The organism is Kitasatospora sp. NPDC005856 (assembly GCF_040629945.1).
Lineage (GTDB): Bacteria > Actinomycetota > Actinomycetes > Streptomycetales > Streptomycetaceae > Kitasatospora.
In genome coordinates, this window is sequence record NZ_JBEXWT010000044.1 from 1 (window position 1) to 23,679 (window position 23,679).

Below are 23,679 nucleotides of genomic sequence, written 5' to 3' on the forward strand. Positions count from 1 at the left end.
TGCACGGCTTCCTCCTCATCGGCGGCCTCCACCCCACCGGCACCACCCGCGCCGCACTGCTCCAGGCCGTCGACACCGTGCACATGGCCCTGCACCGCCGGCCCTGGTGAGCCCGGGCGGCGCCGCGGACGGCTGAGGTCCCTGTCGGCGCGGCGGGGGCCCGCCTCCCCTTCGGTGCGCGGACCGACCGCAGCCAGTGCGTCGTCGGAACAGGCCCCCAGCGGTGCGTTCCTAGCCTGGTGGCCGGCCCCGGGACACCGGAGCCGAGGGCGATCGCCCGGCCCGAGCGGGCGCCTTGCCGCAGCCGGGCCGTCCGTACGGACCCGCCGGCCCCCGGCGTGGTGCGGACGCCCCGAAGAGCCCACCGATCCGAAGAGGACTCAGCCATGACGACCACTGACACACCCACCGTCGTGCTGGTGCACGGCGCTTTCGCCGATGCCTCCAGCTTCGCCCGGGTCATCCCGCACCTGCTCGCCGACGGGCTGAACGTGGTGGCGCCGGCCGTGCCGAACCGCAGCCTGACCGGCGACTCCGCCTACATCGCCTCGGTGGTCCGACGGATCCCCGGGCCGGTCGTGCTGGTCGGCCACTCCTACGGCGGCGCGGTGATCACCGTGGCGGGCGCCGAGGAGAACGTCAAGGCACTGGTGTACCTGGCGGGTTACGCGCTGGAGGAGGGGGAGAGCCTGGGCGGACTGCAGGGCGGCTTCCCCGACTCCGAGCTCGCCTCGGCGCTCGTGTACAGCCCGTTCCCGCTGGACGGAGGGGACGGCGAGGGCACCGACGTCTCGGTGGAGGTCGACCGCCTTCCGGCGATCTTCGCGGCCGATGTCGACCCCGGGCTCGCCCGGGTCCTCGCCGTCACCCAGCGCCCGCTCGCCGCGGCGGCGTTCGGTGAGGCCGCGCCGACGGCGGCATGGCGGAGCAAGCCGTCCTGGGGGATCGTCGCCGCCGCCGACCGGACCCTCAACCCCGAGGTCCAGCGGTTCGGCTACCGGCGTGCCGGGGCGACCACGGTCGAGCTCGACTCCTCGCACCTGGTCATGCTCTCCCGGCCCGAGCGGGTCGTGGACGTGATCCGCGAGGCCGTCCGCTCCGTGGCCGGCTGACCCGGAGGCCGAACGCGCGACCCGGCGGGGCCCCTTCCCGGGGATCGGGAAGGGGCCCCGCCGAGTCGCGTCACGTTCATCGGACCGGGGCGGGCCCGACGGGGCGGTCGGACGGGACGGGCCGACTACAGGGTCCGGCGCACGCCCGCCTGCTGTTCCAGCCGGTGCAGCTGGCTGCTCAGACCGGCGTGCATGGCGTCCCGCACGGGACCGCTGCGCCCGATCCACAGGACCTCCCGGCCCCGGAGCTCCTCCAGCAGCAGGGCGTGGGCCGAGTACATCGCGACCGCCGCGAGGAGCATGCCCAGCGCTCCGGACACGTAGCCCAGCCAGGCCACGCCCGAGACGCCGTGCAGACCGGCGACGAAGTAGCGCGGTACGGCGATCATCAGGAGCACCCACAGCACCCGCTTCGGCCTCGCCACCGAGGCCATCAGGGCGGCGAAGACCGTGAACACCAGGTTCATCACACCCAGCACCTGCGCGCCGCCGGGGGCACCCGTCGACGTGACCAGGCCGTTGGCCAGCCAGGCGCCGGCGAACCCGCCCATCAGCGTCGCCGCGATGACGTCACGGGCGCCGAACGCGAGGATGCTGACCAGCAGTTGGAGCACGAAGGCGGAGAAGAACGTGAGCGCCACGGCCTGCCGGTGCGCACTGTCGATCAGGCCGAGCTGATGGCTGCTGGCCACGGCGGAGGAGATGGCCACCATGAAGAAGCCCAGGGGCATCGGCGAGGCGATCGGCCGCATGGTGATCCGGGTCATCGCGTGCAGGCTGGGCTCGGTGCTGGTGCTGGTGCTGGTGCTGGTGCTGGTGCCGGCGCTGGTGCCGGCGCCGACCGCCGTCGGGCCCGGCTCGCGCACGTGCTCGTCTTCCGTCACCACTGCCACCATCGTTCCACTCCTTGCTCCGGGTACGTGCTCTGGTATTCGGACGTCTCGGGGCGGCCGCGGACAGTGCGGCCACCCCGGTTCCCAGAGGTTATGAGCGGGGAGGAGGAGCGACTTGTCCCGATGTGTACGGATTCTGTCGTGCCCGCGCCCATCGAGGAGTACGGGTCCGCCCGTCACCCGTCGCGGTGCCGCGCCATCAGTGCGTGGGTGACGGCCGGTTCCCGGGTGAGCAGCTCGCGGGCGTCGGTCTCGAAGGCGTGGTCGGTGCCGGTGTAGCGCCCGTGGTGCTGGGCGCAGTGCTCCGACCACGACGTCACGGTGAACGACTCGACGAACCGCTCCGGCCGGGTGGCGTCCCGGTACAGGCCCCAGGTGACCGCGCCCGTCCGGCGCCGGGAGGACTCCACCTTCCGCATCGCCGCGACGAACGCCGGGGCCCGTTCCGCCCGCACCTGGTACGTCACGGTCACCAGGACCGGCCCGTCCTGCGGCGCCGGCTCGACGGCCAGCCGGGGTTCGGGCCACGCCTCGGAGAGCGTCGGATCGGTCCGGCCGCCGAGCAGGGGCAGCCGTCGCAGCGACAGCACCCCGGCGAGGAGGGCCAGGGCCGCCAGGAGCATCGCCACGGACAGCCCGGCGTGCTGGGCCACCTGCCCCCAGCACAGCGAACCGAGGGCACTGCCGCCCTGGAAGACGAGCAGGTAGAAGGCCGAGGTGCGGGCCCGCACCCACGCCGGCAGGGCGACTTGCAGGCCCGCGTTCAGGGTGGACAGCGCCGTGATCCACGCCGCTCCCGCCAGGACCAGGGCCAGGAAGGCGACCGGCACGCCCGCACCGACGGCCAGGGCCACCAGGGCGCCCGCGAAGACGACCCCGGCGAGCGCCAGCGCGCCGTTGCCGCCGACCTGTCGCGAGAGCGCGGGCAGCGCCGCCGCTCCCGCGACCGCTCCCAGCCCCACGGCGCCCAGGAGGAGGCCGTATCCGGCCGCCCCGAGACCGAGGGAGTCGTGCGCGGACACCGGCAGCAGCGTCCACAGGGCGGAGGCGCCGGGGACGAACAGGGCGCTGCGCAGCAGGATCCGGCGGATGCGCGGTGCGCTGCGGACGTACCGGCCGCCGGCCCGCAGGGCCGCGGTCAGGTGCTCGCGCTCCTGACCCGGCTGCGGTGCCCGCGCCCGGCCGCCGGGGCGCCAGGTCGCCAGTACGGCCAGGACCGCCAGGAAGGAGACGGCGTTGACGGCGAAGGTCCAGCCGACCCCGAGGGCGGCGATCAGCACCCCGCCGAGGGCCGGGCCGACGGCGCGCGCCAGATTGAGGTTCACGGCTCCCAGCGCCGCGGCCTGCCGCAACTCCTCCCGGGGGACGAGCGAGGGCTGCACCGCCTGCCAGGCCGGGCCGTTGAGCGCGTTCCCGCAGCCCAGGAGGAAGGTGAGCGCCAGCAGCGTCCAGGGCCCGAGCAGTCCCGCGAACGCCAGTACGGTCAGCGCGGCGGCCACCAGCGCCATGGAGCCCTGCATCACCAGCAGCAGGCGGCGTCGGTCCACGAGGTCCGCGAGGACGCCGGCCGGCAGGGCGAGGAAGAGCACCGGCAGGCCTGCCGCGAGCTGGACCAGGGACACCTGGGCCGCGCCGTGTCCGACCAGCAGCCACTGGGCTCCGACGGTCTGCATCCAGCTGCCGACGTTCGAGGTGAACTGGGCCAGCCAGAGGTCGCGGAAGACGCGCCGGCGCAGCGGCGACCAGGCCGAACCGCTCGCGGCGCCGGCCTGTCCGCCGTCGGTCCCGGTCATCGACGCACCACCTTGCCCCGCCTCGTCACGCGCTGTCGACGGAAGGCCCGACGACGCGACGGTACGGGGGGCGGTCGACGTCGTCGGGCGGTCCCGGGAGAGCCCCTCGCTCTCCGCCCCGGGAACGCTAGCGCCCGGCCGCTTCGGCGGGCTTGACCGTCAGCGCCCACCGCTGTGCCGCGCCTGCACAGCCGGGTTCCGGCGGGACGCAGCCGACGGGACGCAGCCGGCGGTGCGCGGGTCGGCGGGACGCGGGCCGGTGGTGTGCGGGTCGGGGTCAGATCCGGGTGGCGGTGACGACGGGGGTTCACCCGGCCTGCCCGCAGGGCACGAAGGGCTGGATCGGCTCGGCGGGCCACGTCGGGTCGATGTCGCTGAGGAGGACCAGGCCGGCCAGCACGGCGGCGATGCTCCCCTGGATCTGGGAGCCCACACCCAGCCAGGCACGCAGGTTCCTGCCGTAGCCGCACGGTGGCGGCCGTGACGTCGAAGTCGGCCGCGAGTTCCGGGTCAGAACTCAGGCCCGTTCCTCGTGAGTGCATACCTTCGCGGTCCACAGCCCGACGAGATCGCGGTAGAGAGCGGACTCCGCGAGCATCCGATCGTGGCTCCCGATCTGCGGGATCCCGCCGTCCAGCACCATCACCCGATCCGCGGCCCGGGCCGAGCTGATCCGGTGGGCGATGACGAACAACGTGCCGGGGCGCTCCCGCATCGCCTCCTCTGCACGGGCCTCCGCCGCTGGGTCCATATGGCACGTCGCCTCATCAAGCACGATCAGCCGGGCCGGCGAGAGGTAGGCGCGTGCCAGGGCGATCAGCTGGCGCTGGCCGGCGGAGAGGGCATCGGGGTCCACGAGACCGTCGTAGCCATCGGTCGTGGACACCAGGTCCGTCAGGCCGAACTCCGTGACCGCGCGGTTCATCCGGTGGTCGTCCGCTGGACCGTCTGCCAGGTAGCCGAGGTTCTCACGGAGCGTCCCGGTGAAGACGTACGCCTCCTGTGGCAGATAGGCCCGCAGCGCGGCCTGCTGGACGGGCGCGAGTGAGGTGAGGTCGACGCCGTCGACGAGGACCCGGCCGCGGGTGGGCCCGTAGGTGCCGGCCAGCAGGGAAGCCAGCGTCGACTTGCCGATACCACTGGGGCCCACGACCGCGATGTGCTCGCCGGGCGCCACGTGCAGGTCGATGCCGCTGAGGACGTCGTTCGCGGCCCCCGGATAGGAGAAGGACACCGACTCCAGGACCACCTCGACCTCGGCGTCTCCCTCCCCGACTCCAGTGGAGGATACAGAGGCGGGGACAGCCGGTGCGGGCGCCGGCCCGGCGCCGCCCGGCCGCGGACCCGGGGCCTCCAGCAGCCGCCCGAGCGTGACGAATAGCCTGATGCCCGTAGTGCCCACGCCCTGGACCAGGGTTTGCACCGCAGGGCGCAGGCTCTGCGCGAGATAGGTCAGTATGCCCAGGATCGTGCCCGTGCTCATGGCCTGGGCTCCCCACTGTGCCCACAGCAGGACCAGGACCAGCGGCACCCAGCCGCCCACCCCGAGAGCGAGGGTGCGGAGCGCGGTCAGGCGGGCGAGGACGGTCTCCGCGCACGCGGTCTCCTCCGCCACGTCGTCGAGCCGCCGCAGAGCCCGTTCCTCCAAGCCGTATGCGGTGATGTCCCGCAGTCCCGCAGAGAGCTGCCAGGCCTCGTGTGCGAGGGATTCGGTCGCCAGGGTGCTGCGCATCTGGGTGCGGACCACCCCGCGCAGGGACAGCAGATAGCAGCCGACGCCGACGGCCACGGGGGCGAAGACCAGCAGGGCAACGGTCGGCTCCAGTGTGAGGGTGCCGACGCACACACCGACGAAGGAGAAGGCGAAGCGGCCCACCACCGCCACCAGGCTGCCCGCCGCTTCCCGCACGATCTCGACCTGGCGGGTGAGCCGTGCGACGCCGGAGCGGTCCTGCTCCACGCGGCCGCCGGTCAGCGCGTGTCGCAGTGTGCCCTCCACCGTGCGGGTCACCAGCGCGTCACGCAGGGGTTCGACGAGGGCCGCGGTACTCAGGAGCGCTCCACGGGCCCCGAACGCACCCACCACTGAGGACACGGCGAGCAGAGTCAGCCACCCGAGGCCCGCCAAGGGTTCGCCGGCCAGAAATCCCCGGTCGATGGCCAAGGCCACGACGTGCCCGGCCGCGAAGGCGGGCAGGGACTCCACACCTGTCCACACCAGGACGCGGAACAGCGTGCGGCGGTTGCCGCGCAGCGACTGCAGCAGATATCGCCCCGCAGTGTGGTCACCGGTGGAGCTCATCGGGTCGCTCCCGCCGCGTCCAGGGGTGTGCGGGTCTCGGGCCGTTCCTGGAATATCGCCCGGTACCCGGGTAGTTCCCACAGCTCGCTGTGCGTTCCGGTCGCGCGAACCTGCCCCGCCTCAAGCCATACCACGGTGTCGGCGCGGGCCGCGCTGGAGGCCCGGTGGGCGACGACCACCCGCGTTGCCCCCGAGGTGTCGGCGGCCAGCGCCCGGTCGATCTCGTACTCCGTGGCCATGTCCAGGCTCGATGTGGCGTCGTCGAGCAGCACGAGCCGGGCGGGCCGTACAAAGGTCCGGGCCAGGCCGATCCGCTGCATCTCGCCGCCCGACAGGGCCACGGACGCGACGCCGGTGCCGTATCCGTCCGGCATCTTCTCGATGAAGGACGCGGCGCGGGCGAGCCCGGCGGCGCGGGCCACGTCGTCAGGCGTGGCCTTGGGCGCGCCGACCGCGATGGTGTCCGCGATGGTGTCACCGATCAGCTCGGGCCGCTCGAAGGCGAAGACGACCGAGCGCCGCAGCGCGGTCCTCGACAGTGTCCGCACGGGCACCCCGTCCAGGTACACGGCGCCGCCGTCGGGGTCGAAGAGGCGGCCCATGAGTGCCGCCACCGTGGATTTCCCCGAGCCCGACCGCCCGACGAGCGCCACCACCCCTCCGGGCGGTACGGCGACGTCGAGGCCCGACAGGACGGTGCGCCCGGCGCGTCGTACGGTCACGTTCTTGAGTTCGACGCCCAGGCCCGTGGAGGTGACGGGCCCGGGTAGGTCTGCCTCGCCGTACTCCAGGGCCGGCAGCGCCGCGTACGTCGCCAGTTGCTCCGCTCCGGACCGGGCCCGGGCGAGTTGGTTGACGAACAGCACGGTCATGCCGAGGCCGGTGCCGATGGCCGCGTACTCCGATGCTGCCAGCATTTGCCCGGAGGAGATGCGGCCGCGGCAGAGTTCGAGCCCGGCGGTCGCGACGACAACGATGTGCAGAAGGGGGAACAGCACATGGCCCTGCGCGGTGACTTTGGCCTGGAGCCGCCAGAGCGCGTCCCCGCTGCGGCGCAGCCGCGGCAGCGGCTCCACCACGCGGGCCACTTCGCGCTCCAGGGTGTGGGACGCGGCGATGGTGCGAGCACCGCCGAGCGCCTCCGCGAGCCGGCTCGACACCGCGCTCTGCTCCTCCAGGTAACGGGTGACCAGGAGGGAGCTGTCCGCGGCGAACGACCTGAGGCACCAGGCGACCACGGGCAGGCCGCAGGTGAAGACGAGCCCGATCCACACGTCCGTCGACCACAGCATGAACAGGCTCACCAGCGCCGGAAGCAGGGAAAGCACCAGCCACACCGCCGCGTTGGTCCCCATGGCTGCCGCGGCGGCGCTTTCCAGGACGCAGGCCGCGAAGCCACCCGGTCCTCCGCCGGTCCGCGGGCGCGGTCCCGCATCCACGAGCCGTCTGGCGGCCATCCGCCGGTAGAAGAGCGCCGAGCGCGCCTGCACCACGCCGGCCCGGTAGTCGCTGTACACCTCGAACGCCACGTAGACCACCACCAGGGCCAGGCAGGCCGCCAGCCACCGGCCGAGGTCGACGCCGCCGACGAGTGCGTCGACCGCCTTGCCCAGCACGGCCGGCAGGGCGAGCTGGGCGGCGGCGCTCACACACCCGGTGGCGGCGAGCACGGCGGCGCCGGCGGCCTGGGCGCGTGCCGCGGTGCGCAGCAGTCGTATCCCCGTACCACCCACCACTGGTCTCCACCTCGTTCGTGCGATCACGGCGGCTGAGCGCCGGCCCCGGATGTGGCGAGCGCCTCGGGGACTTGTCGTCTCCCCGAGGCGCTGCCGGAAGTCCGGGCGGCGGCGGTCACAGTGGGCCGCCGTCCACCCGGACGGACGTCTCGGTCAGCCTCAGCAGAACACCCAGCTGTGGCTGGAACAGGTCGCGCTGTTCGAGCTTCCCAGCGGCTGCGCGGACGTGTCCGGCAGCTCGAGCCCCTGAAGGTCGAGGATCGCCATGAGTCTTCCCTCCCCTCGGTTCGTCTCTCGTCGTCACGGCCCGTACGGCCGCGAGCCGACTCGGGATCAGCAGAAGATGTAACTGGAGTTGCTGCAGTTGTTGCTGACACCGCTCATGGGCGCCATCCTGTCGCCCTCGGGCAGCTCAAGCCCCTGAAGGTCGAGCACCATCGGGTTCACCTCCCCTCGTGGATCGATCGGTGTTGCCCCGCCCGTGGTCCGGGTGGGAAGTCGTGGGGGTGCCGCCGGGGAGGACGCTGGACAGCAGGGGGAGTCCGGGGTGCTCCCGGCCCAGGGCCACCGCCAGGGCGGTGAGCACACCGGCGTTGCCGGTCGACAGGTCCATGGACAGCCGCATGAGCATTTCGCCGGGGAAGGCGAGGCCGTCCTCGTAGGACAGGGCGTGCAGGTTGAGGAGGCCGATCTGGCGGTCGAGATCGGCACGACCTGCCTCACTGGGGCGCGTCCTGGCGCGTTCGGCGAGGTACAGGATGATTCCGGCCCGCCCGTTGAACAGGTCGGACTGCACGTAGAACTGGGACGAGGCGGCGCGGGCGATCGCATCCGAGGCGGTGACGAGCCGTTCGTCCGAGTCGTGCCGGAGGTACTGGTCCAGGACCAGACCGATGCCGACGCTGCCGGTCGCGAGGTACGGCATGGTCCGCCATCCCTCGTTCACGTGCATCATCCCGTTGTCGCGTGTGGTGCAGCGGCGCAGGTCCTGTTCGAGGGCGGTGCGGGAGAGCCGCAGGTACTCGCGGTCGCCGGTCCTCTCGTATAGGCGCAGGAAGAAGAGGGCCGGGCCGGAGGAGCCGCGCATCAGCCCGGCGTAGGGGTGTGTGCCCCCACTGGTGGTGGCGACGGAGTCGGCCGCGCCCAGCCGGTCGGAGATGAGCTCGGCAGCGCGCAGGTACTCGGTGTCGCCCGTCCTCCGGCTGAACGCCAGGAGGTTGAGCCCGATGCCGGCCAGACCGCCTTTGAGGTCGCTGCCGAGCATCTCCCACTTCTCCTTGAGGCACGCGGCGAGCAGCTCGCGCGCGGTGTCCTCGTCGCCGAGCCTCAGCAGGGCGTGGGCCACCCCGTGCATGCCGTCGTACAGGCCGAGCCGGTCCTGCGGGCGGGGCGTCAGAGCGCGTTGTGCGAGCCACGTGCGGTATTCGGGCGGAAAGTCGACCCCGGCGTCGAGGAGTGCGAGGAGCACGCCGGCGGCCCCGTGCTGAAGGTTCAGAGCCCCGGTGTGGAACTGCTCGATGTCACCGGGGAACAGCCGGTCGTCGCGCGAGGGGGTCGCGCTGCGCAGAACGGCCCGGCCGAGCGCGTTGCGCAGCCGCGGCCACTGCTCGGGGTCGGCGGTGATCCGCGGCATCCGGTCCAGCGCGGTCTGCGGCCGGCGACGCACGGTGGGCGTCGGGCTGGCGGTGATCCTTTCGACAGCCTCGTCGAGGTAACCCGGGGGCAGCGGGAACACCTGCCGGATGTACTCGACGAAGTGGTGTGCCTTCCCGAAGTCGTGTCGGAGCAGGGTGGTGAGCGGCATGAACAGCGAGAGCCGCAGGCAGCCGAGTGCGTAGTGGTCATGGTCGAATCCGGTGCGGTCGGCCGGCGCCGCGAACGCGGGGTTCACCAGGCTGGGCTTCACCCCTGCCTCGGCATCCGATGCCACTTCGTAGTCGATCAGCGAGACCGTGCCGTCTTCGCCCACGAGGATGTTGAAGGGGTGCAGGTCTCCGAAGACGATGCCACGCTCGTGGATCTCGGCGACGATGGCCTCGGTCTGCCGTGACACCTCCAGGGCCCACTCCGTGTAACGCGCCGCTTCGGCGGGGTCGGTCTCCCCCTCGTTGAGCGGGTAGCGCCGGGCGAAGGTCCTGCTGAGCGTCTCCCCCTCGACGAACTCCTGCACGAGGAAGTGGTGCCCTCCCCATTCGAAGTAGTCGATGAGTTCGGGTACGCCCGTGACACCCCTGAGTCGCTCCAGGATGTCCCGCTCGTGACGCAACCGGTGCACCGCGTCCGCCGCATCCAGGGTCAGCCCGGCATGGGGGCGGGCCTCCTTGAGGATCACCTTGCGGCCGCTCTCCCGGTGCCGGGCCTCGTACAGTCCGCCCGCGTTGGAGAAGTGGACGGCGCGTTCGATGGTGTAGGCGATGTCGTCCGTGGTGCCGCTCTTGCGTGCCTCGATGTGGGGGGCGAAGAACTCCGGCACGGTGACCCACGCCGGGACATGGAAGACCGGGTCACGGCGGTCGGGCACCAGGTTGCCGTGGTCGTCCTCGATGGCGCCGACGAGTGCGCCCGTCTCCGATATGCAGTGCCGCTCGATGAATCCGCCGTAACGCACGTACAGCGGACCGTTTCCCCAGCGCAAGTCACTCAGAATGTACGGCCCTTCCTGGCCGTCGAGCTCCTGGCCGAGCTCCTCAAGAGTAGTCCGCAGAATCCGCTCGTCCAGCGGGTAGACGGTGATGAACTTCCCGCTGGACCCGCGGTCGGAGTACTTGAGATTCCGATTCTTCAGGACGTGGCGCCCGGAAAGGTACTTGAAGGATATGTCGCGCGGCACGCAGTAGCGGTACACGGATTCCAGCACGGCATCTGCGTTGGCGCCTGTCGCCGAGACGTGGATCTTCCATCCCTGCATCGGAAGCCGCTGCTCAGGCGGATTGCAGACGATCCAGTCCTCCTTGGCGAACTTGGTCCATCCAGGAGGGAGTCCGATGGAATCCGCGGCGAAGGCGAGTTTGACGATCTCTTCGGCGCTCGCCTTCCGATCCGACAGGTCGTAGAAATAGCGGTCTGCCAGACAGTAGACGTCGTAGCGCTTGTCCACCATTCCCCCTGGGATCTCCCGGTGTTTCACTGACAGGAATATCTTCACCCGTCGAGAGGGGGCGAACAAGTGTGTTCCCCACGGCTGTGCACATGGATTACCCATGAGGGGCGACCCGGTTCACAGATCTGCCGCGGGGCGGATTTCAGGGCAGCACAAAAAGCCGCCGGCCCGAACGGATCCCACCGCTCGGGCCGACGGCCCTGTTCTGTCGGGCCTGCGCGGCCCGCCCGTTACTCGGCTCCGCGCAGCGCGGCGGACGGACGCTGGCGAAGGGCGATGCGCGTGGTGGACACGCCGGTGGCAAGAGCGAGGACGCCCGCACCGCCCAGGATGAGGGCGAGCGTGGCGCCTTCGAGGCGCGGGTACGACGAGCCGGTCAGGGCCTGGCTGAACGCCGCGAGAACGGCCCCCGCGACCAGCGATCCGACCAGGAGCGCGATCAGCACGGTCACGGCGGTCTCCAGGAGCATCATGCGGGCGACCTGTCTACGGGTGGCGCCCACGAGACGCAGCAGGGCGAACTCTCCGGAGCGTTCCATCGTCGTCATCACCAGCGTGTTCACGACCGAGATCGAAGTGAAGACCGTCACCACCCCGAGGAGCAGGTAGGTGACGGTCATCGAGGCGTCCTGGCGGCGCAGGGCCTCGGCCCGGTAGGCCTCGCGGTCGAGCACCTGCCAGGACGGCTCGGCCCGGCGCAGTGACGCGAGGCTGTCGTCCACCTGCCGCTCCCGGCCGGGCTGGGCGCGAACGTACACCGCGTCCAGGAGCAGCGGCCTGTCGTACAGGTGCCCGGCCGCGAGAGGCTGAGGCAGGACGGCATCGCCGAAGCCGCGGGAGCGGCTGTACACGGCGGCGACCCTGGCCTTCGCAACCTGGTCGTCCTCCAGGGTGACGCGCACCTCGTCGCCCGCCCGAACGTGGGCGCGTCGGGCCAGGTCCTCGCTCAGCGCGACCTCCCCCGCGCCCAGTTGGCCCATGCGGCCCTGGACGACGCCCAGGTCGAGGACCTCGTCCAGCGGTCCGTCCGAGACGATCTGTGCGATGCCGCCGGGGCCCGACTGCCAGGACTCGGAGTCGCCGACGACCTTCACATAACTGCCCGTGGTGGCAACCGCGGTACCAACTCCCGCAGCACCGCCGATCGTTGCTGCGGCCGAGTCCGGAAGTCCGTCACCGGCCCTCTGCACGATCCGCTCGGCCACCATGCGCTGCCGGTCCTGCTCCGACACTTCGTGCCACTTCATCTGCGGTACGAACAGGGCCACGGCGGCGAACGCGACGGTGAGGGCGAGCGGGGTGGCAGCGGTGCCGAGTCGGCGGAAGGCCGTGGTGAGGTTGGTCTTCACCAGCAGTCCCATCACCGGGAACAGGAGCTGGCAGAGCAGGCCGAGCACGCTGCCGGCCAGCTTGCCGATCCAGGGGGCGAGCAGCCCGACGGCGGTCATCAGCACCATGACCATGGCCCCGGCCGTGGTCGCGGCGTCGGAGCCCCCCGAACTCCTGATCGCCGTGAGCCCCCAGACACCCCCGACCAGGACCGCGAGTCCGAGGCACGTACGGACCGCACCCACCCGGCGGCGCGGCACCGAGGCCTCTCCCAGAGCCTGGACGGCGCGCACCCGAGACGCCCGCCGACCGCTGCTCCACACCGCGGCCTCGGCGGTCACCCAGCAGATCAGCACCGCGATCGAGATGCTCGCCGGCCCGAACTGGAGACGGAAGGCGCCGGGAACCAGGCCCTGGGCCACCAGAAAGGCCCGCAGTCCCACGGCGAGCAGCAGGCCGAGCCCACAGCCTGGGACGGCGGCGAGGACGGTCACGACGAGCGCCTCGTAGGCGACCATCCGACGGACCTGGCCGGGGGTCGCGGCGACGGCCCGCAGCAGGGCGATCTCCCTGGTTCGCTGCTGGACGGACAGGGCGAAGGCGCCTGAGATCGCGAAGGCCATGACGAACAGGCAGATGAAACCGAAGGGCACGACGAACGACACCACGTCCGCGCCGCCCTGCCCCGGCGCGGCCCGGTGGCCGGAGTCGAGCAGCACCCCGCAGGCCGTGACCAGTGCCTGCGCGCAGAGCATGGCCACAAGGGATCCGGCGAACGAGACCTTGCGGGCGCGGACGGACCACCACGCTAGGAGGAACAGCATGGATCAGGCCCCCACTCCCGCCATGCGCTCGGCGATGGTGCCGGCGGACGCCCCGTGCAGGACCTCGGTGACCTTGCCGTCCGCCAGGATCAGTACGGAGTCGGTGTACGAGGCGGCCACCGGGTCGTGAGTGACCATCAGGACCGTCTGGCCGACGTCGTCCACGAGACCGCGGAGCAGTTCGAGGACCTTGCGGGCCGAGGTGGTGTCCAGGGCGCCGGTGGGCTCGTCGGCGAAGACCACCTCGGGGCGGGTGATCAACGCGCGGGCGATGGCCACCCGTTGCTGCTGGCCGCCGGAGAGTTCGGCCGGCCGGTGACCGCGCCGATCGGCGAGCCCGGTGTAGTCGAGCAGTTCCTCCAGCCAGGGCCGGTCGAGCTGGACGCGCCGGCCGGCCAGCCGCACCGGAAGCGTGATGTTCTGCTCGGCGGTCAGCGCGGGCAGCAGGTTGAACCCCTGGAACACGAAGCCGATCCGCTCGCGCCGCAGCACGGTCAACTCCCGTTCGCCCAGAGGCCCCAGATCCCGGCCGCCGATCTCGACGGTGCCGTGGTCGGGGCGGTCCAGACCCGACGCGCAGTGCAGGAAGGTGCTCTTGCCGGAGCCGGAGGGTCCCATCACGGCGGTGAACGTCCCGTACGGCAGTTGCGCGGTGACCCCGTCGAGCGCCGTCACGGCGGACCCGCCGCTTCCGTGCACCTTGCGCACGCCATCGAGGCGCACCGCCCAGGGCCGCTCCCTCGGCGGCGGTTCGGCGCCATCCCGCGACCGGTGCTGTGCGGCCCGTCCTAAGTGATGGCCGGCTCCGGTGCCTGCGTGCTCGCTCACGTGCGCTCTCTCTCGCTTCAGTACGTACTGCCTGGCGACCGCCGGCCATCCGCACAAGATTCCGTTCGTCGTGACACGACTGCCATCACGCGGTCGTGCCGAGCCGGGGGCGCTGGGCGGCCGGAAGTCGGTTCACCGCACGGCCCGCGCCAGGACTCGGACGAACCGGGGCACGTCGACCGTACCCCAGCCACTGGCCGTGTCGAAGCCAGGGCCCGCAGTGAACCCGGGGACCTCGGCATAGGTGTTGGAGCCCTCGGTGACATCGACGATTCCGGCGGCGGGCCCGGCCGCTCCCAGCCGGTAGAGCGTGGGGTTGATGTCGCCCATCGGCCCGTGGTGCAGCTGTACCGCGAGGGCGAGCACACCGGCGAAGAGCGGTGCCGACTGGGAGGTACCGGCCGCCCCCTGCATCACGATATCCGGGACCGAACGGCCGGATTCCACGTCACCGGCCATGGCCGAGCGTTGCCATTCCGGGGGCGCGAACAGCGACGAGTGCCCGGCCCCCGACTTGGGCCACAGCGTGTCGGGAGAGGTGCGATGGCCCTGCGCATCGACGTGCAGCAGGGACCCTCCGACGGCGGTCACCCGGGGGTCGGACGCGGGCCAGGCCACTACGCGCCGGGGGTGGTGCTGGTCGGGGTGGTCACGCAGCGGGCCGCTGGCCCCCGTGTCCCCCGAGGAGGCGACCAGGGTCATGCCCGCCGCGCGCGCCCGGTCGAACGCGGCACCGTAGGCGAGCATGGACGCGGGGTCCGCGAAGTTCTGCTCGACGGAGCCGAAACTCATGGACACCACGTCCGCCAGGCGGTGCCGCGTGAGGTGGTCCAGGACATGCATCATCTCGGGCATGCCGCTCTCGCCCTGCGTCTCGTCCACGGGCGAGGCGGCGACCACGATGCGGGCCTGCGGGGCCAGCGAGTGAATCATGGCGACATCGAGCCGGGTCTCCGACACCCACGCTTGACAGTTCTTCGTGTCGACGCCGGGAGAGGTGCAGGACGGCGGCTTCCCCAACGGCTCGACCCGCCGGATGTCGACAGCGGGAAGCCCGTACTGCGCGTCGTAGTCCGCCATGAACTGCTCCAGGCTCGGGTCCCCGTACGACACGAGCACCGCGACCGTGGTGCCGCGGCCCGTGACCCCCTGCCGCCACAGCTCGTCCACGCGGTAGGGCACGGCTATCGAGGGCTCGCGCACGCCAGGGTCGTCGGCTGCCCGCGCGCGGTCGACGGTGACCGCCGAGGCCGGACCGATACCGGTAGAGAGCAGGCCAACTACGGCAAACAGGCCGCCGATGCACCGCCACGTACCGCCACCGCGCACGCTCCTTCTCCCGGACCCCATATCGCTGTCTCCCCTCACCCGACGCGTCCTGTCATTACAGGATCGATCCGCGGGGCGGCCGGGATACGACTCGGCGGCACACTCGTGGGTAATCCACGGGGAGTTGCACACCGCCCCGTAGCCCGTGCGACCACGGCCGGTGCGAGTCAGTGGCCAAGGCGGGACATTGCCTGCTCCGGACGGCGGCCACCGGCTACCGCACTGTCCGGCACCGCGTTCCACAGCATCTCGCGTTGCCAAGCTCCTGGCAGGTATCCAGCATTGTCGCCTTCCACCACATCCCTGGTGAAGAGCCGGCTCGGCCATCGCGCCGACCGTCTCCTCCATGGGAGTCGCGGGATCGCGGCGGTGCACACAGTAGAGGTCGATGTGGTCGACACCCAGGCGGCGCAGCGACGTGTGGCAGGCCGTCAGTACGTACTCTGCTGAGGTGTCTACGCCATCCACGCGGCCCGACTCCGGGTTGTGGCGCCGCCCAGACCTCGCGGCCAGTACGACACGGCTCCGCTCGGAGGCCCGGCGCCGCAGCCAGGTGCCTGAGTCCGCCTGCCGGGCGCGCGCCTTGCCAGCGTGATTGTCTCAAAAAAGGTGGTTCAACTTGGCGGCGCACGAACGCTCACCGGCGCTCTCTACGTCAGCCACATCGAACCTCCACTTCCGCTTCATTGTGGCGGTACACCCCGTGTGTACCTCGATGCGCCGGCTCAGTCACGTGAGTTGACGGACGTGAACGATCGACTTAGCATCCTGCGGGTCAATCAATTCTTGTTTGGGGGCTGGGACTTGACTAAGCATCAGCTCGTGGAGCAAAGATGTGCGACGCCCAGCGCGAACGCCGGCCGAGCATGTGCCTGACTTTCTCTAGTTTGGGGGGGGAATTTCGTGAGCACCACGCAAAGCGGAGCAGGCCGACAGAGCCACGCGGTATATGGGGCGAAACCTTCATTGCTGGCTGCGGGCCAACTGCCGGGCAGCACCGAACTAGACACTATCGGCGTACTGATTCTCGCCCAGGGGACCCTCACACGCAGCGGCATCGCTGCCATGGTCTCCTCCCGGGCGGGCATCCGGGTGCTCGGGGACGCGGAGGACGTCGCCTCTGCGCCGGGTGACAGCCGACTGAACCCCGATGTGGTGGTTCTCTGTCTCGCCGATGACAGCAGAGCCGCATTCGAGAGGCTCCGCAGAGCACGCGAGGCCTTCCGAGCGAGCGCAATCCTTCTGGTCATAGGAGCGCTCTCGGCGGGCGGCACACAGCGCGCCCTCAAGACCGACGTGTCAGGAGTGATCTCCGACGACGTCACTGCCGACGAACTCGTCGAGGCGATCAGGCACCTGAGCTGTGGTCGGCGCATCGTCGGCACCGACATCGCCGTCATGGGCAGCGCACAGACGCCGAACCCACTGACCCCGCGGGAGTCCGAGATCCTCGGCCTGGCGGCCGAGGGCGAGAGTCCCGCAGAAACAGCGGACCACCTCCACCTGTCCGTTGGGACCGTACGCAACCATCTCCTGTCCGCCGTGCAGAAGACGGGCGCCAGGAACCGCATGGATGCGGTCCGGATCGCCCGCGCCAGGTCCTGGCTCTGACTCGTCTGGTCCTACTCTCTTCGGGGCGGGCGAATAGCGTCGGCCTGCCCCCGCCACGGCCCGTACGGTCCTGCTTGGCCGAGCCCCGCAGCCCTTCCGGGCTCACACCCGGCTCCCGCACGATCTCGGCGACGTTCCGATGCGGCGAGGATCGGCCGCAACCGGATCCTCGCCGCCGGCGAGTGCCGCTGGGCCGTCGAGGTGCCGCACCACCTGGTCTTCGCCGCCCCGCACGACGCCGAGGCCAAGGATCTCCAGGCCGACGCCTACGAGCAGCTCGGCTACCCGCAGGAGAACACCCGGCACCGGGCCGTCTTCCTGACCGCCGCAGTGGAACTGCGCAACGGCGTCGTCACCGAGGGCGCGATCGCCACCGTCAGCCAGAGGGCTTGCAACTGGTAGCCCAGCTTGTGCGACAGTGAGTTCGCCGCGTTGAGATCAGCCCTGGAGGGCTTGTAACAGGCACAGTGTCGGCCCTGGGCCCGCCCGCAGCAGCTACGGACGGGCCCAGGGCCGACACTGGCGTCAGATGCGGGTGGCGGTGACGACGTGGTAGTCCACGAGGCCGTCGCGCCAGGCGGTCAGGAAGTTGCGGGACCAGTGCGCGGTGGGGACGACGTCGGTGAGGTAGCGGTCGAAGCCCGGCCAGACGTCGGCGCCGATGGACTCGGTGGTGACGTCGGTGAAGCCGAAGCGGGTGAGGCCGGCGGTGAAGTCGTCGAGGGGGTGGGCGATGTCGAGGCCGTCGGCGAAGCTGGCGAGAAGGATCTTGAGGCGCTCGGCGACGTCGGCGCCGGGGGCGGTGAAGAAGGTGGTCACGACCAGCCGGCCGCCGGGGCGCAGGACGCGGGCGCTCTCGCGGGCGAAGCCGGTGAGTTCACGGAAGTGCTGGGCGGCCTCGACGGAGAAGACACCGTCCAGATAGCCGTCGGAGAACGGGAGTTCGTCCGCCGAGCCCAGGGTGTACGCCAGTCGATCGGGGTACGTCGCCAGGGCTCTCGCGTTGACGGCCCGGGCCCGCTCGATCTGGTCCGGGTGGATGTCCACCCCCGTCACCGCCGCGAACCGGAACTCCCGCAGCGCCAGCGCCGAACCCAGCCCGCGCCCGCAGCCCACCTCCGCCAGCCGCAGCCGTTCCCGCGGCTCCGGGAATTCCCGCAACACCCGCCGGTAGAGCTGCTCCTGGCTGCGCACCCGGTCCTCGGTGGTCGGGGCGGTGAGGTCGATCCCCTGCCAGTAACCGAAATTGATGAAGCCCCCGGCGAAGCTGGCGAACTTGGCCAGATCATCGGTGCCGTAGGTCTTGCGGACGGTCGGGGGGATGCGGTTGTGGTCCATGGGCCGCTGGGTCTCCTGGTCGGTGGGCGCCCGGCGGTCGGGCGCGCCGAGGTACGTACCCAAACCTGTGGTGGTCCGAACACGGTACGTGATCGGAGCGTCTCCCGGGGACAACGGGGGCGTGGTGGTGTCCCGAAGGGATCGGGGCGCCCGGGGTGCTCGAGGCGTTCGGGGCGCTCGGGGCACCACCACGTGACCGAGGTCGCTACCGGGCGAGGTCGGCCGGTGTGTCGAGCCGCGTCAACTTCCGCGGGTTGCGCACGATGTAGACCCGGGTGATCCGGCCGTCCGCCACCGCGAGGCTCACCACCGAGGGCTCGCCGCCGACGTCGATCCGGCGCGGTCATGCCGGCGACGCCCCGGTCGGGTCGGCGTCGGCGGCGGTGGCGCGCCTGGCCAGCGGGATCTCGCAGGAGTCGGAGAAGCCCTGGGAGCGGACGCCGTTCGCGGTGTTGTTCCTGGTGGCCATGTTGACGAAGGCGACGAAGGCGGTGAGTTCGACCATGGCCGCCGCGCCGAGCCGGTCCAGCAGACGATCGTACAGCTCGTCGGTGACGGCCGGCGGGGTCACGGTCATGGCCTCGGCGTACTCCATCACCTCGCGCTCCAGCGCCGTGAACACCTCCGCCGCCCGCCAGTTCGGCACCTGGCTCGCCTTGGCCAGGTCCAGGCCCTGGTTCTGCGCCTGGAAGTAGCCGACGTCCAGGCACCAGCCGCACCCGACCTGGGCGGCCACGGCCATGTGGGCGAAGGACTTGAGGCCCTCGTCGAGCGCGTCCCACTCGGCGATCCGGCGGCCGAAGTCCAGGTTCGCGGTGGCGACGGCGGGGTTGTGCCAGGTCGCCTCGACGGGTTCGAGGGCGGTCCCGAAACCCTTGGTCATGTTCTCGCTCAGCTCGGCGGGCAGCTGGGCCTTCGGCAGTCGCAGTGCCATGGTGTCCTCCCGGATCAGTGGTTCGGCGGGTCGCCGTGTTGCCGGGCATGAAGACACCGCAGGGCGTACGGATGTGACAGGCGGGTCCGGGTCCGGGGCCGGGGGAGGAAAATCACCTCCGGACGGGCCGGACGGTTCGCTACAGTCCGCGGGGATCTCCGACCACTGCGAGGAGCAACGACACCGTGAACGTCCCCGACGACCGCCCCGCCCCGCCGCTGACCGGCGGCGAGCGCGAGATGCTGCGCGGCTTCCTCGACTTCCACCGGGCGACCCTCGCCCTGAAGTGCGAGGGCCTGACCGACGAACAGCTGCGGCTGCGCTCCAGCCCGCCCTCCACGCTCAGCCTGCTCGGGCTGGTCCGGCACATGGCGGAGGTCGAGCGCACCTGGTTCCGCCGGGTGATCGACGGCGAGGACCTGCCGCTGGTCTGGTCCGAGGACGGCGACTACCAGGCCGCGTACGACCCTGCCGGCGCCACCCGCGCCGAGGCCTTCACCGCCTGGCAGGCCGAGGTCGAGCACTCCCGCCGCATCGAGCTCGCCGCCGACTCCCTCGACGTCACCGGCTACCAGGCCCGGTGGGACGCCGAGGTGTCACTGCGGCTGGTGATGCTCCACCTGATCCACGAGTACGCCCGGCACAACGGCCACGCCGACTTCCTGCGCGAGGCGATCGACGGCACGGTGGGGGCGTAGGGGCGGGACGGCGGCGTCGGCGCCCGCCGGGGCCTACCAGCCGAGGAGGTGGGTGCGGTGGGTGAGGGCGGCGAGGACGGAGCCGGCGGTGGCCTCGGGGGTGAGGGCGGTGGTGTCGAGGGTGTGGGTGGCGGACTCGGCGGCCGGGCCGGCCTGGAGGACGACGTAGTGGAGGGCGGCGCCGGTGGTCCGGCTCTCGCGGCGGAAGGTGTCGAGGGCGGCCGGGGCGGCGGGGGCCTCCACCACGACCTGGTAGCCGCGGGTGGCGTAGGCGAAGGCGGCCTGGGCGGCCGCGGCCAGGGCGGTGGCGTTCTGGCGCCCGGCCTCGGGCAGGTGGGGCGGGAGCTGGCCGCTGCGGATGACCCGCAGGAAGTCGTCCGTCCGCAGGTGGACGCTCGGGTTCAGCTCCCGGGCGAGCAGCTCCGCGACCGGGCTGTTCCCGGCCCCGGCCGGGTCGACGAGGACGAGGACGCCCCCGGCGCCCCGGCCGCCCCCGAGCTCCGGCCCACCTACGGTCGTACGGTTCACAGCTGCTGATCCCTTCGCGGGCCGGGGACGGACGGGTAGCCGGGGCGGGGCGGTCGGAGTGCGAAGGAGCTGGTCGGCCCATATCCGGACATCCGACCGCCTCGTCCCTACGACTGATGCGTTCCGGGGATCAACCTAGTCCAAACGGGTGGCCCGAGTCGTCCCCCATCCGGTTCCTGGGCGGGTCGGCGGGGCGGTCGGTGGCCGGCCGGCGGCTGGTCGGGGACCGGACGGGGGCCGGCCGATGGCCGGGCGGTGGCGGGTCGGCGGGGCGGCTTGTGGCGGGGCGGAGGAGGGCCTGCGGACAGGCGGAGGAGGGTCGGAGGAGGGCCGGAGGAGGTCGGTGGTGGTTGCGGCGGGCGGTCGGGCGCCCGCCGCCGGCCCCTACCGGTCCCCGGTGCGCAGCACGATCGGGTTGGTGAGCGCCGCCATCGGGCCCCAGGGCAGGTCCGGGCCCATCGCGTTGCCCTTGCCCGGGGTGCCGTCCGCCTTGGGGTGGCGCACCTCGGCCCGGACGTACGCGGCGAGCGAGGCGGTGGTGCGCCAGACCACGGTCCCGGAGCCGTCGGCGGGCAGCGACTCCTGGTGCATCTGCCCCTCGTCGGCGAGGAGGCGGACCGTCCCGCCGGGCACGCCGGAGACGGTGAGCCGGACGTCCAGCGGGGCGTCGGCCGGGACGGTCAGCTCCTCGCCGATGCCCGCCCGGCGGCCGTGCCCGGTCACGGTGAAGTCCACCTCGACGGCCGCGGATTCGGCCAGCCAGCTGCGCCCGGCGCGCAGCCCGTCGAGGATCGCGTCCCGGGTGAGGTCCTCGGCCAGCACCACGGTGTGGGGGGAGCCGATGACCTGCGGTTCGCTGTGCGCGTCGCTGTTGCCCAGGGCGGGCAGCCAGGAGCGGCCCTCGCGCAGGGCGACGGCGAGCCGGCCGTCCCAGGTGTCCACCGCCGACTCGTCGTCGTACGTCCAGGGGCCGTTCCACACCTCGACGGCGTCGGCCTCCTCGTAGCCGAACTTCCACTGGCAGGCGACGTACGGGCAGTACGGGTGCGCGGGCACGACCAGGCCGCCGGCCCGGTGGACCTGGCGGACGAAGCGGGGGTACTCCTCGTCGCGCGAGCGGTAGCGCCAGTCGACGAACTGGCCGGGCTCCAGGCCGAGGGCCAGCCAGTGGCCGTTGCGGGTGGTGATCTCCTCGCCCGGCAGGATCAGCAGGTCGGGGCCGGCCAGCGGGCCCCAGGCGGCGTGCGAGGAGCTGGTGTTGTGGTCGGTCGAGACGATGAAGTCCAGGCCGGCCGCGCGCGCCCCGGCCGCCACCTCCTCGGGCCTGCGCCGCCCGTCGGAGTGGACGGTGTGCAGGTGGCAGTCGCCGCGGTACCAGGCCCGGCCGCGGCCGCGGGCCCGCTCCGCCGGGTACTGCGGGGTGAACTCGGGCCCTGGCGCGCCGAACCGGAGGGTGACCTCGACGTGGTAGTCCAGGCCCTGCGGCGCGACCTGGTAGGGACCCAGGACCACGTGCCAGGTGCCGGCGTTGATCGGGCCGGGGAGGTAGCCGGGGGTCGCGGCGCCGCGGGAGAGGCTGAACCCGGTGCGGAAGCCGCCGGACCAGCCCCGGAAACCGGGGCCGCCGAGGTCGGTGCCGCGCTCGTCGAAGATGCCGATGTCGCAGGAGTTGCCGGGGGTGCCGGCCGGGACCGGCGGTTTGTCGTAGCCGTAGGTGACGGCGATCTCCCGTACGCCCTCGGGGACTTCGACCGGGAGGTGGACGAAGTCGGGGGCGCCGGTGGGCAGGTGGCCGGTGAGGGTGAGGGTGCGGTCGGCGGGGGTGGTGCCGGGGCCGTCGGCGGGGGCGGCGTTCGCCCGGCCGGTGGTGGCGGCGAGGCCGAGGGCGGTGGCGGCGCCGCCGGCCAGGCCGGTGCGGAGCAGGTCACGGCGGGCGGGCCCGGCGGCCGGCGGCGAGGCGGGCTGCTCGGTGCGCGGGGAGGCGGGTGGTACGGCGGACGGGGTGGTCGGCCGGTCGGGGCGCGGGGTGCTGGGCTCGGTCGGCATCGGGGCCTCCGGATCGGGGCGGGCGGGTCGCTCGCGTGCCTACCCCGGTGAGTGAACCGGGGGTGAGTCCGGGCCCACGGGGGCGGGGCGGGTCGGTGAAGAGGGGCCGGGCGGGGGCGGGGGCGACTTGCGGGGAGTGACGAATGGCCGGTTCATAGTCATGTCATCGGTTTATATGAGAAATAGCGTGAAGAGGAGACGGGCGTGGCGGTGAGTCGGCGGACGCTGCTCATGGTGGTGGCCGGAGGTGCGTTGGCGGGGTGCGGCGGCAGGACGGTGGAGGCCGGCCCGCCCGCACCGGCGGGCTCGGACCCGGCGACCTCGGCGATACCGTCCGCAGCGCCGGCTGCCGCACCCTCCACCGAGCCGCTCGCGACGCCGTCCGGCGGCCCCGCCGGGGCCGCCGCCGCTCCGACGCCCGCGCCGGATCCGACACCGTCTCCGACACCGACGCCCGCGCCGACACCCGCGCCGACACCCGCGCCGGGACCCGCGAAGCAGCCCGCGCACCAGCCGACCCGGGCCGAGGCGGTCGAGCGGTACGGGGCGCTGGCCCCGAGCGAGTGGGGCCTGGAGGTCTCCGGGGTGATCACCGACCTGCCGGACGGCGAGAGCGCCACGGCGCTCACCTTCGACGCCTGCGGCGGCCCCGGCGGCAACGGCTACGACGCCGACCTGATCGACGTCCTGCGGGCGCACGCCGTGCCCGCCACGCTCTTCCTGAACGCCCGCTGGATCGACGCCAATCCGGACGAGTTCGAGCAGCTCGCCGCCGACCCGCTGTTCGAGATCGGCAACCACGGCACCGTCCACCGCCCGCTCTCGGTCACCGGCCGCTCCGCCTACGGCATCGCCGGCACGGGCGACGTCGGCGAGGTGTACGACGAGGTGGCGGGCAACGCCCGCAAGCTCACGGAGCTGCTCGGGCACCCGCCCCGGTTCTTCCGCTCCGGCACCGCGCACTACGACGACGTCGCCACCCGGGTGGTCGCCGACCTGGGCCAGCGCGTGGCGGGCTTCAGCGTGAACGGGGACGGCGGGGCGACGCTGCGGGCCGCCGAGGTGCGGCAGGAGTTCGCCTCCGCCCCGCCGGGCGCGATCGTGATCGGCCACCTGAACCACCCGGGAGGCGGCACCGCCCCCGGGGTGGCGGCGGCGCTGCCGGGGCTGCTGGCGGCGGGGCGGCGCTTCGTCCGGCTCTCGGAGGTGCTGTAGCCGGACGGCGGCCCGGACCGGGAGCTCGGGGGCGGTCGCCTTGGGCCGGGAGCGGCGGGCCGG

Annotated in this window: 19 protein-coding genes and 2 pseudogenes; 5 read left to right on the plus strand and 16 right to left on the minus strand. The window is 72.3% G+C overall.

Annotated features, from left to right (window positions below):
- The first annotated feature begins 386 nt into the window (after nucleotides 1-386).
- On the plus strand, nucleotides 387-1,112 hold the full coding sequence (locus ABZ449_RS24780) for an alpha/beta hydrolase (RefSeq protein ID WP_360349709.1): 726 nt from the start codon (nucleotides 387-389) through the stop codon (nucleotides 1,110-1,112).
- A 125-nt stretch (nucleotides 1,113-1,237) separates the two neighbouring features.
- On the opposite strand, the gene ABZ449_RS24785 is transcribed toward ABZ449_RS24780, so the two are convergent.
- The 11 genes and pseudogenes from ABZ449_RS24785 to ABZ449_RS24835 form a co-directional block, all read right to left on the minus strand.
- Nucleotides 1,238-2,008, minus strand: a complete 771-nt coding sequence (locus ABZ449_RS24785; protein ID WP_360349712.1) for a hypothetical protein — start codon at nucleotides 2,006-2,008, stop codon at nucleotides 1,238-1,240.
- Nucleotides 2,009-2,181: 173 nt separating this feature from the next.
- Nucleotides 2,182-3,798 carry an MFS transporter gene (locus ABZ449_RS24790; protein ID WP_360349715.1) on the minus strand — a complete coding sequence of 539 codons (1,617 nt, stop codon included), beginning with the start codon at nucleotides 3,796-3,798 and terminating at the stop codon, nucleotides 2,182-2,184.
- A 307-nt stretch (nucleotides 3,799-4,105) separates the two neighbouring features.
- Nucleotides 4,106-4,231, minus strand: coding sequence for a hypothetical protein (locus ABZ449_RS24795; protein ID WP_360349718.1), 126 nt, complete (start codon nucleotides 4,229-4,231; stop codon nucleotides 4,106-4,108).
- 84 nt (nucleotides 4,232-4,315) lie between these two features.
- Nucleotides 4,316-6,100 (minus strand): ABC transporter ATP-binding protein, encoded by a 1,785-nt coding sequence (locus ABZ449_RS24800; RefSeq protein ID WP_360349721.1) that lies wholly within the window; start codon nucleotides 6,098-6,100, stop codon nucleotides 4,316-4,318.
- Nucleotides 6,097-7,836, minus strand: coding sequence for an ABC transporter ATP-binding protein (locus ABZ449_RS24805; protein WP_360349724.1), 1,740 nt, complete (start codon nucleotides 7,834-7,836; stop codon nucleotides 6,097-6,099). The genes ABZ449_RS24800 and ABZ449_RS24805 overlap by 4 nt, the downstream gene beginning before the upstream one ends.
- A gap of 159 nt (nucleotides 7,837-7,995) precedes the next feature.
- The gene (locus ABZ449_RS24810; RefSeq protein ID WP_360349727.1) at nucleotides 7,996-8,103 is read right to left on the minus strand and encodes a SapB/AmfS family lanthipeptide; all 108 of its coding nucleotides are present in this window, start codon (nucleotides 8,101-8,103) and stop codon (nucleotides 7,996-7,998) included.
- A gap of 145 nt (nucleotides 8,104-8,248) precedes the next feature.
- Nucleotides 8,249-10,936, minus strand: a complete 2,688-nt coding sequence (gene lanKC, locus ABZ449_RS24815) for a class III lanthionine synthetase LanKC (protein WP_360349730.1) — start codon at nucleotides 10,934-10,936, stop codon at nucleotides 8,249-8,251.
- A 230-nt stretch (nucleotides 10,937-11,166) separates the two neighbouring features.
- Nucleotides 11,167-13,089: an FtsX-like permease family protein gene (locus ABZ449_RS24820; RefSeq protein WP_360349733.1), complete on the minus strand. Its 1,923-nt coding sequence runs from the start codon at nucleotides 13,087-13,089 to the stop codon at nucleotides 11,167-11,169.
- Between the two features lie 3 nt (nucleotides 13,090-13,092).
- Nucleotides 13,093-13,812, minus strand: a complete 720-nt coding sequence (locus tag ABZ449_RS24825; RefSeq protein ID WP_360349736.1) for an ABC transporter ATP-binding protein — start codon at nucleotides 13,810-13,812, stop codon at nucleotides 13,093-13,095.
- A gap of 237 nt (nucleotides 13,813-14,049) precedes the next feature.
- A complete protein-coding gene (locus ABZ449_RS24830) occupies nucleotides 14,050-15,246 on the minus strand; it encodes a S53 family peptidase (protein ID WP_360349739.1) in 1,197 nt (398 codons plus the stop codon).
- A 330-nt stretch (nucleotides 15,247-15,576) separates the two neighbouring features.
- A pseudogene (locus tag ABZ449_RS24835) lies at nucleotides 15,577-15,795 on the minus strand (aldo/keto reductase); the annotation flags it as partial.
- Nucleotides 15,796-16,311: 516 nt separating this feature from the next.
- On the opposite strand from ABZ449_RS24835, the gene ABZ449_RS24840 reads away from it, so the two are divergent.
- Together ABZ449_RS24840 and ABZ449_RS24845 are read left to right on the plus strand one after the other, a co-directional pair.
- Nucleotides 16,312-16,857 (plus strand): response regulator transcription factor, encoded by a 546-nt coding sequence (locus ABZ449_RS24840; RefSeq protein WP_360349742.1) that lies wholly within the window; start codon nucleotides 16,312-16,314, stop codon nucleotides 16,855-16,857.
- 165 nt (nucleotides 16,858-17,022) lie between these two features.
- On the plus strand, nucleotides 17,023-17,259 hold the full coding sequence (locus tag ABZ449_RS24845; protein WP_360349873.1) for an alkyl sulfatase dimerization domain-containing protein: 237 nt from the start codon (nucleotides 17,023-17,025) through the stop codon (nucleotides 17,257-17,259).
- Nucleotides 17,260-17,382: 123 nt separating this feature from the next.
- Here ABZ449_RS24845 and ABZ449_RS24850 read toward each other — a convergent pair whose 3' ends face one another.
- The 3 genes and pseudogenes from ABZ449_RS24850 to ABZ449_RS24860 form a co-directional block, all read right to left on the minus strand.
- Nucleotides 17,383-18,258: a class I SAM-dependent methyltransferase gene (locus ABZ449_RS24850; protein WP_360349745.1), complete on the minus strand. Its 876-nt coding sequence runs from the start codon at nucleotides 18,256-18,258 to the stop codon at nucleotides 17,383-17,385.
- Nucleotides 18,259-18,400: 142 nt separating this feature from the next.
- Nucleotides 18,401-18,532, minus strand: a pseudogene (locus ABZ449_RS24855) (RNA polymerase subunit sigma-24); the annotation flags it as partial.
- Nucleotides 18,533-18,538: 6 nt separating this feature from the next.
- Nucleotides 18,539-19,129 carry a carboxymuconolactone decarboxylase family protein gene (locus tag ABZ449_RS24860; protein WP_360349748.1) on the minus strand — a complete coding sequence of 197 codons (591 nt, stop codon included), beginning with the start codon at nucleotides 19,127-19,129 and terminating at the stop codon, nucleotides 18,539-18,541.
- A 239-nt stretch (nucleotides 19,130-19,368) separates the two neighbouring features.
- Between ABZ449_RS24860 and ABZ449_RS24865 the strand changes: the two genes are divergently transcribed.
- Nucleotides 19,369-19,827 carry a DinB family protein gene (locus ABZ449_RS24865; RefSeq protein ID WP_360349875.1) on the plus strand — a complete coding sequence of 153 codons (459 nt, stop codon included), beginning with the start codon at nucleotides 19,369-19,371 and terminating at the stop codon, nucleotides 19,825-19,827.
- A 33-nt stretch (nucleotides 19,828-19,860) separates the two neighbouring features.
- Here ABZ449_RS24865 and ABZ449_RS24870 read toward each other — a convergent pair whose 3' ends face one another.
- Together ABZ449_RS24870 and ABZ449_RS24875 are read right to left on the minus strand one after the other, a co-directional pair.
- The gene (locus ABZ449_RS24870) at nucleotides 19,861-20,355 is read right to left on the minus strand and encodes an ATP-binding protein (protein WP_360349751.1); all 495 of its coding nucleotides are present in this window, start codon (nucleotides 20,353-20,355) and stop codon (nucleotides 19,861-19,863) included.
- Nucleotides 20,356-20,739: 384 nt separating this feature from the next.
- Nucleotides 20,740-22,401, minus strand: a complete 1,662-nt coding sequence (locus tag ABZ449_RS24875) for a CehA/McbA family metallohydrolase (protein ID WP_360349754.1) — start codon at nucleotides 22,399-22,401, stop codon at nucleotides 20,740-20,742.
- Nucleotides 22,402-22,605: 204 nt separating this feature from the next.
- Between ABZ449_RS24875 and ABZ449_RS24880 the strand changes: the two genes are divergently transcribed.
- Nucleotides 22,606-23,616 carry a polysaccharide deacetylase family protein gene (locus tag ABZ449_RS24880; RefSeq protein ID WP_360349756.1) on the plus strand — a complete coding sequence of 337 codons (1,011 nt, stop codon included), beginning with the start codon at nucleotides 22,606-22,608 and terminating at the stop codon, nucleotides 23,614-23,616.
- Nucleotides 23,617-23,679: the final 63 nt, after the last annotated feature.

What these genes read in the sequence shown, in the direction of transcription:
- ABZ449_RS24840 (WP_360349742.1), top strand. Translation starts at nt 16,312, where the DNA reads ATGGTCTCCTCCCGGGCGGGCATCCGGGTGCTCGGGGACGCGGAGGAC.
- ABZ449_RS24875 (WP_360349754.1), bottom strand. Translation starts at nt 22,401, where the DNA reads ATGCCGACCGAGCCCAGCACCCCGCGCCCCGACCGGCCGACCACCCCG.
- ABZ449_RS24865 (WP_360349875.1), top strand. Translation starts at nt 19,369, where the DNA reads ATGCTGCGCGGCTTCCTCGACTTCCACCGGGCGACCCTCGCCCTGAAG.
- ABZ449_RS24785 (WP_360349712.1), bottom strand. Translation starts at nt 2,008, where the DNA reads ATGGTGGCAGTGGTGACGGAAGACGAGCACGTGCGCGAGCCGGGCCCG.
- ABZ449_RS24780 (WP_360349709.1), top strand. Translation starts at nt 387, where the DNA reads ATGACGACCACTGACACACCCACCGTCGTGCTGGTGCACGGCGCTTTC.
- lanKC (WP_360349730.1), bottom strand. Translation starts at nt 10,936, where the DNA reads ATGGTGGACAAGCGCTACGACGTCTACTGTCTGGCAGACCGCTATTTC.
- ABZ449_RS24860 (WP_360349748.1), bottom strand. Translation starts at nt 19,129, where the DNA reads ATGGCACTGCGACTGCCGAAGGCCCAGCTGCCCGCCGAGCTGAGCGAG.
- ABZ449_RS24790 (WP_360349715.1), bottom strand. Translation starts at nt 3,798, where the DNA reads ATGACCGGGACCGACGGCGGACAGGCCGGCGCCGCGAGCGGTTCGGCC.
- ABZ449_RS24820 (WP_360349733.1), bottom strand. Translation starts at nt 13,089, where the DNA reads ATGCTGTTCCTCCTAGCGTGGTGGTCCGTCCGCGCCCGCAAGGTCTCG.
- ABZ449_RS24810 (WP_360349727.1), bottom strand. Translation starts at nt 8,103, where the DNA reads ATGGCGATCCTCGACCTTCAGGGGCTCGAGCTGCCGGACACGTCCGCG.
- ABZ449_RS24800 (WP_360349721.1), bottom strand. Translation starts at nt 6,100, where the DNA reads ATGAGCTCCACCGGTGACCACACTGCGGGGCGATATCTGCTGCAGTCG.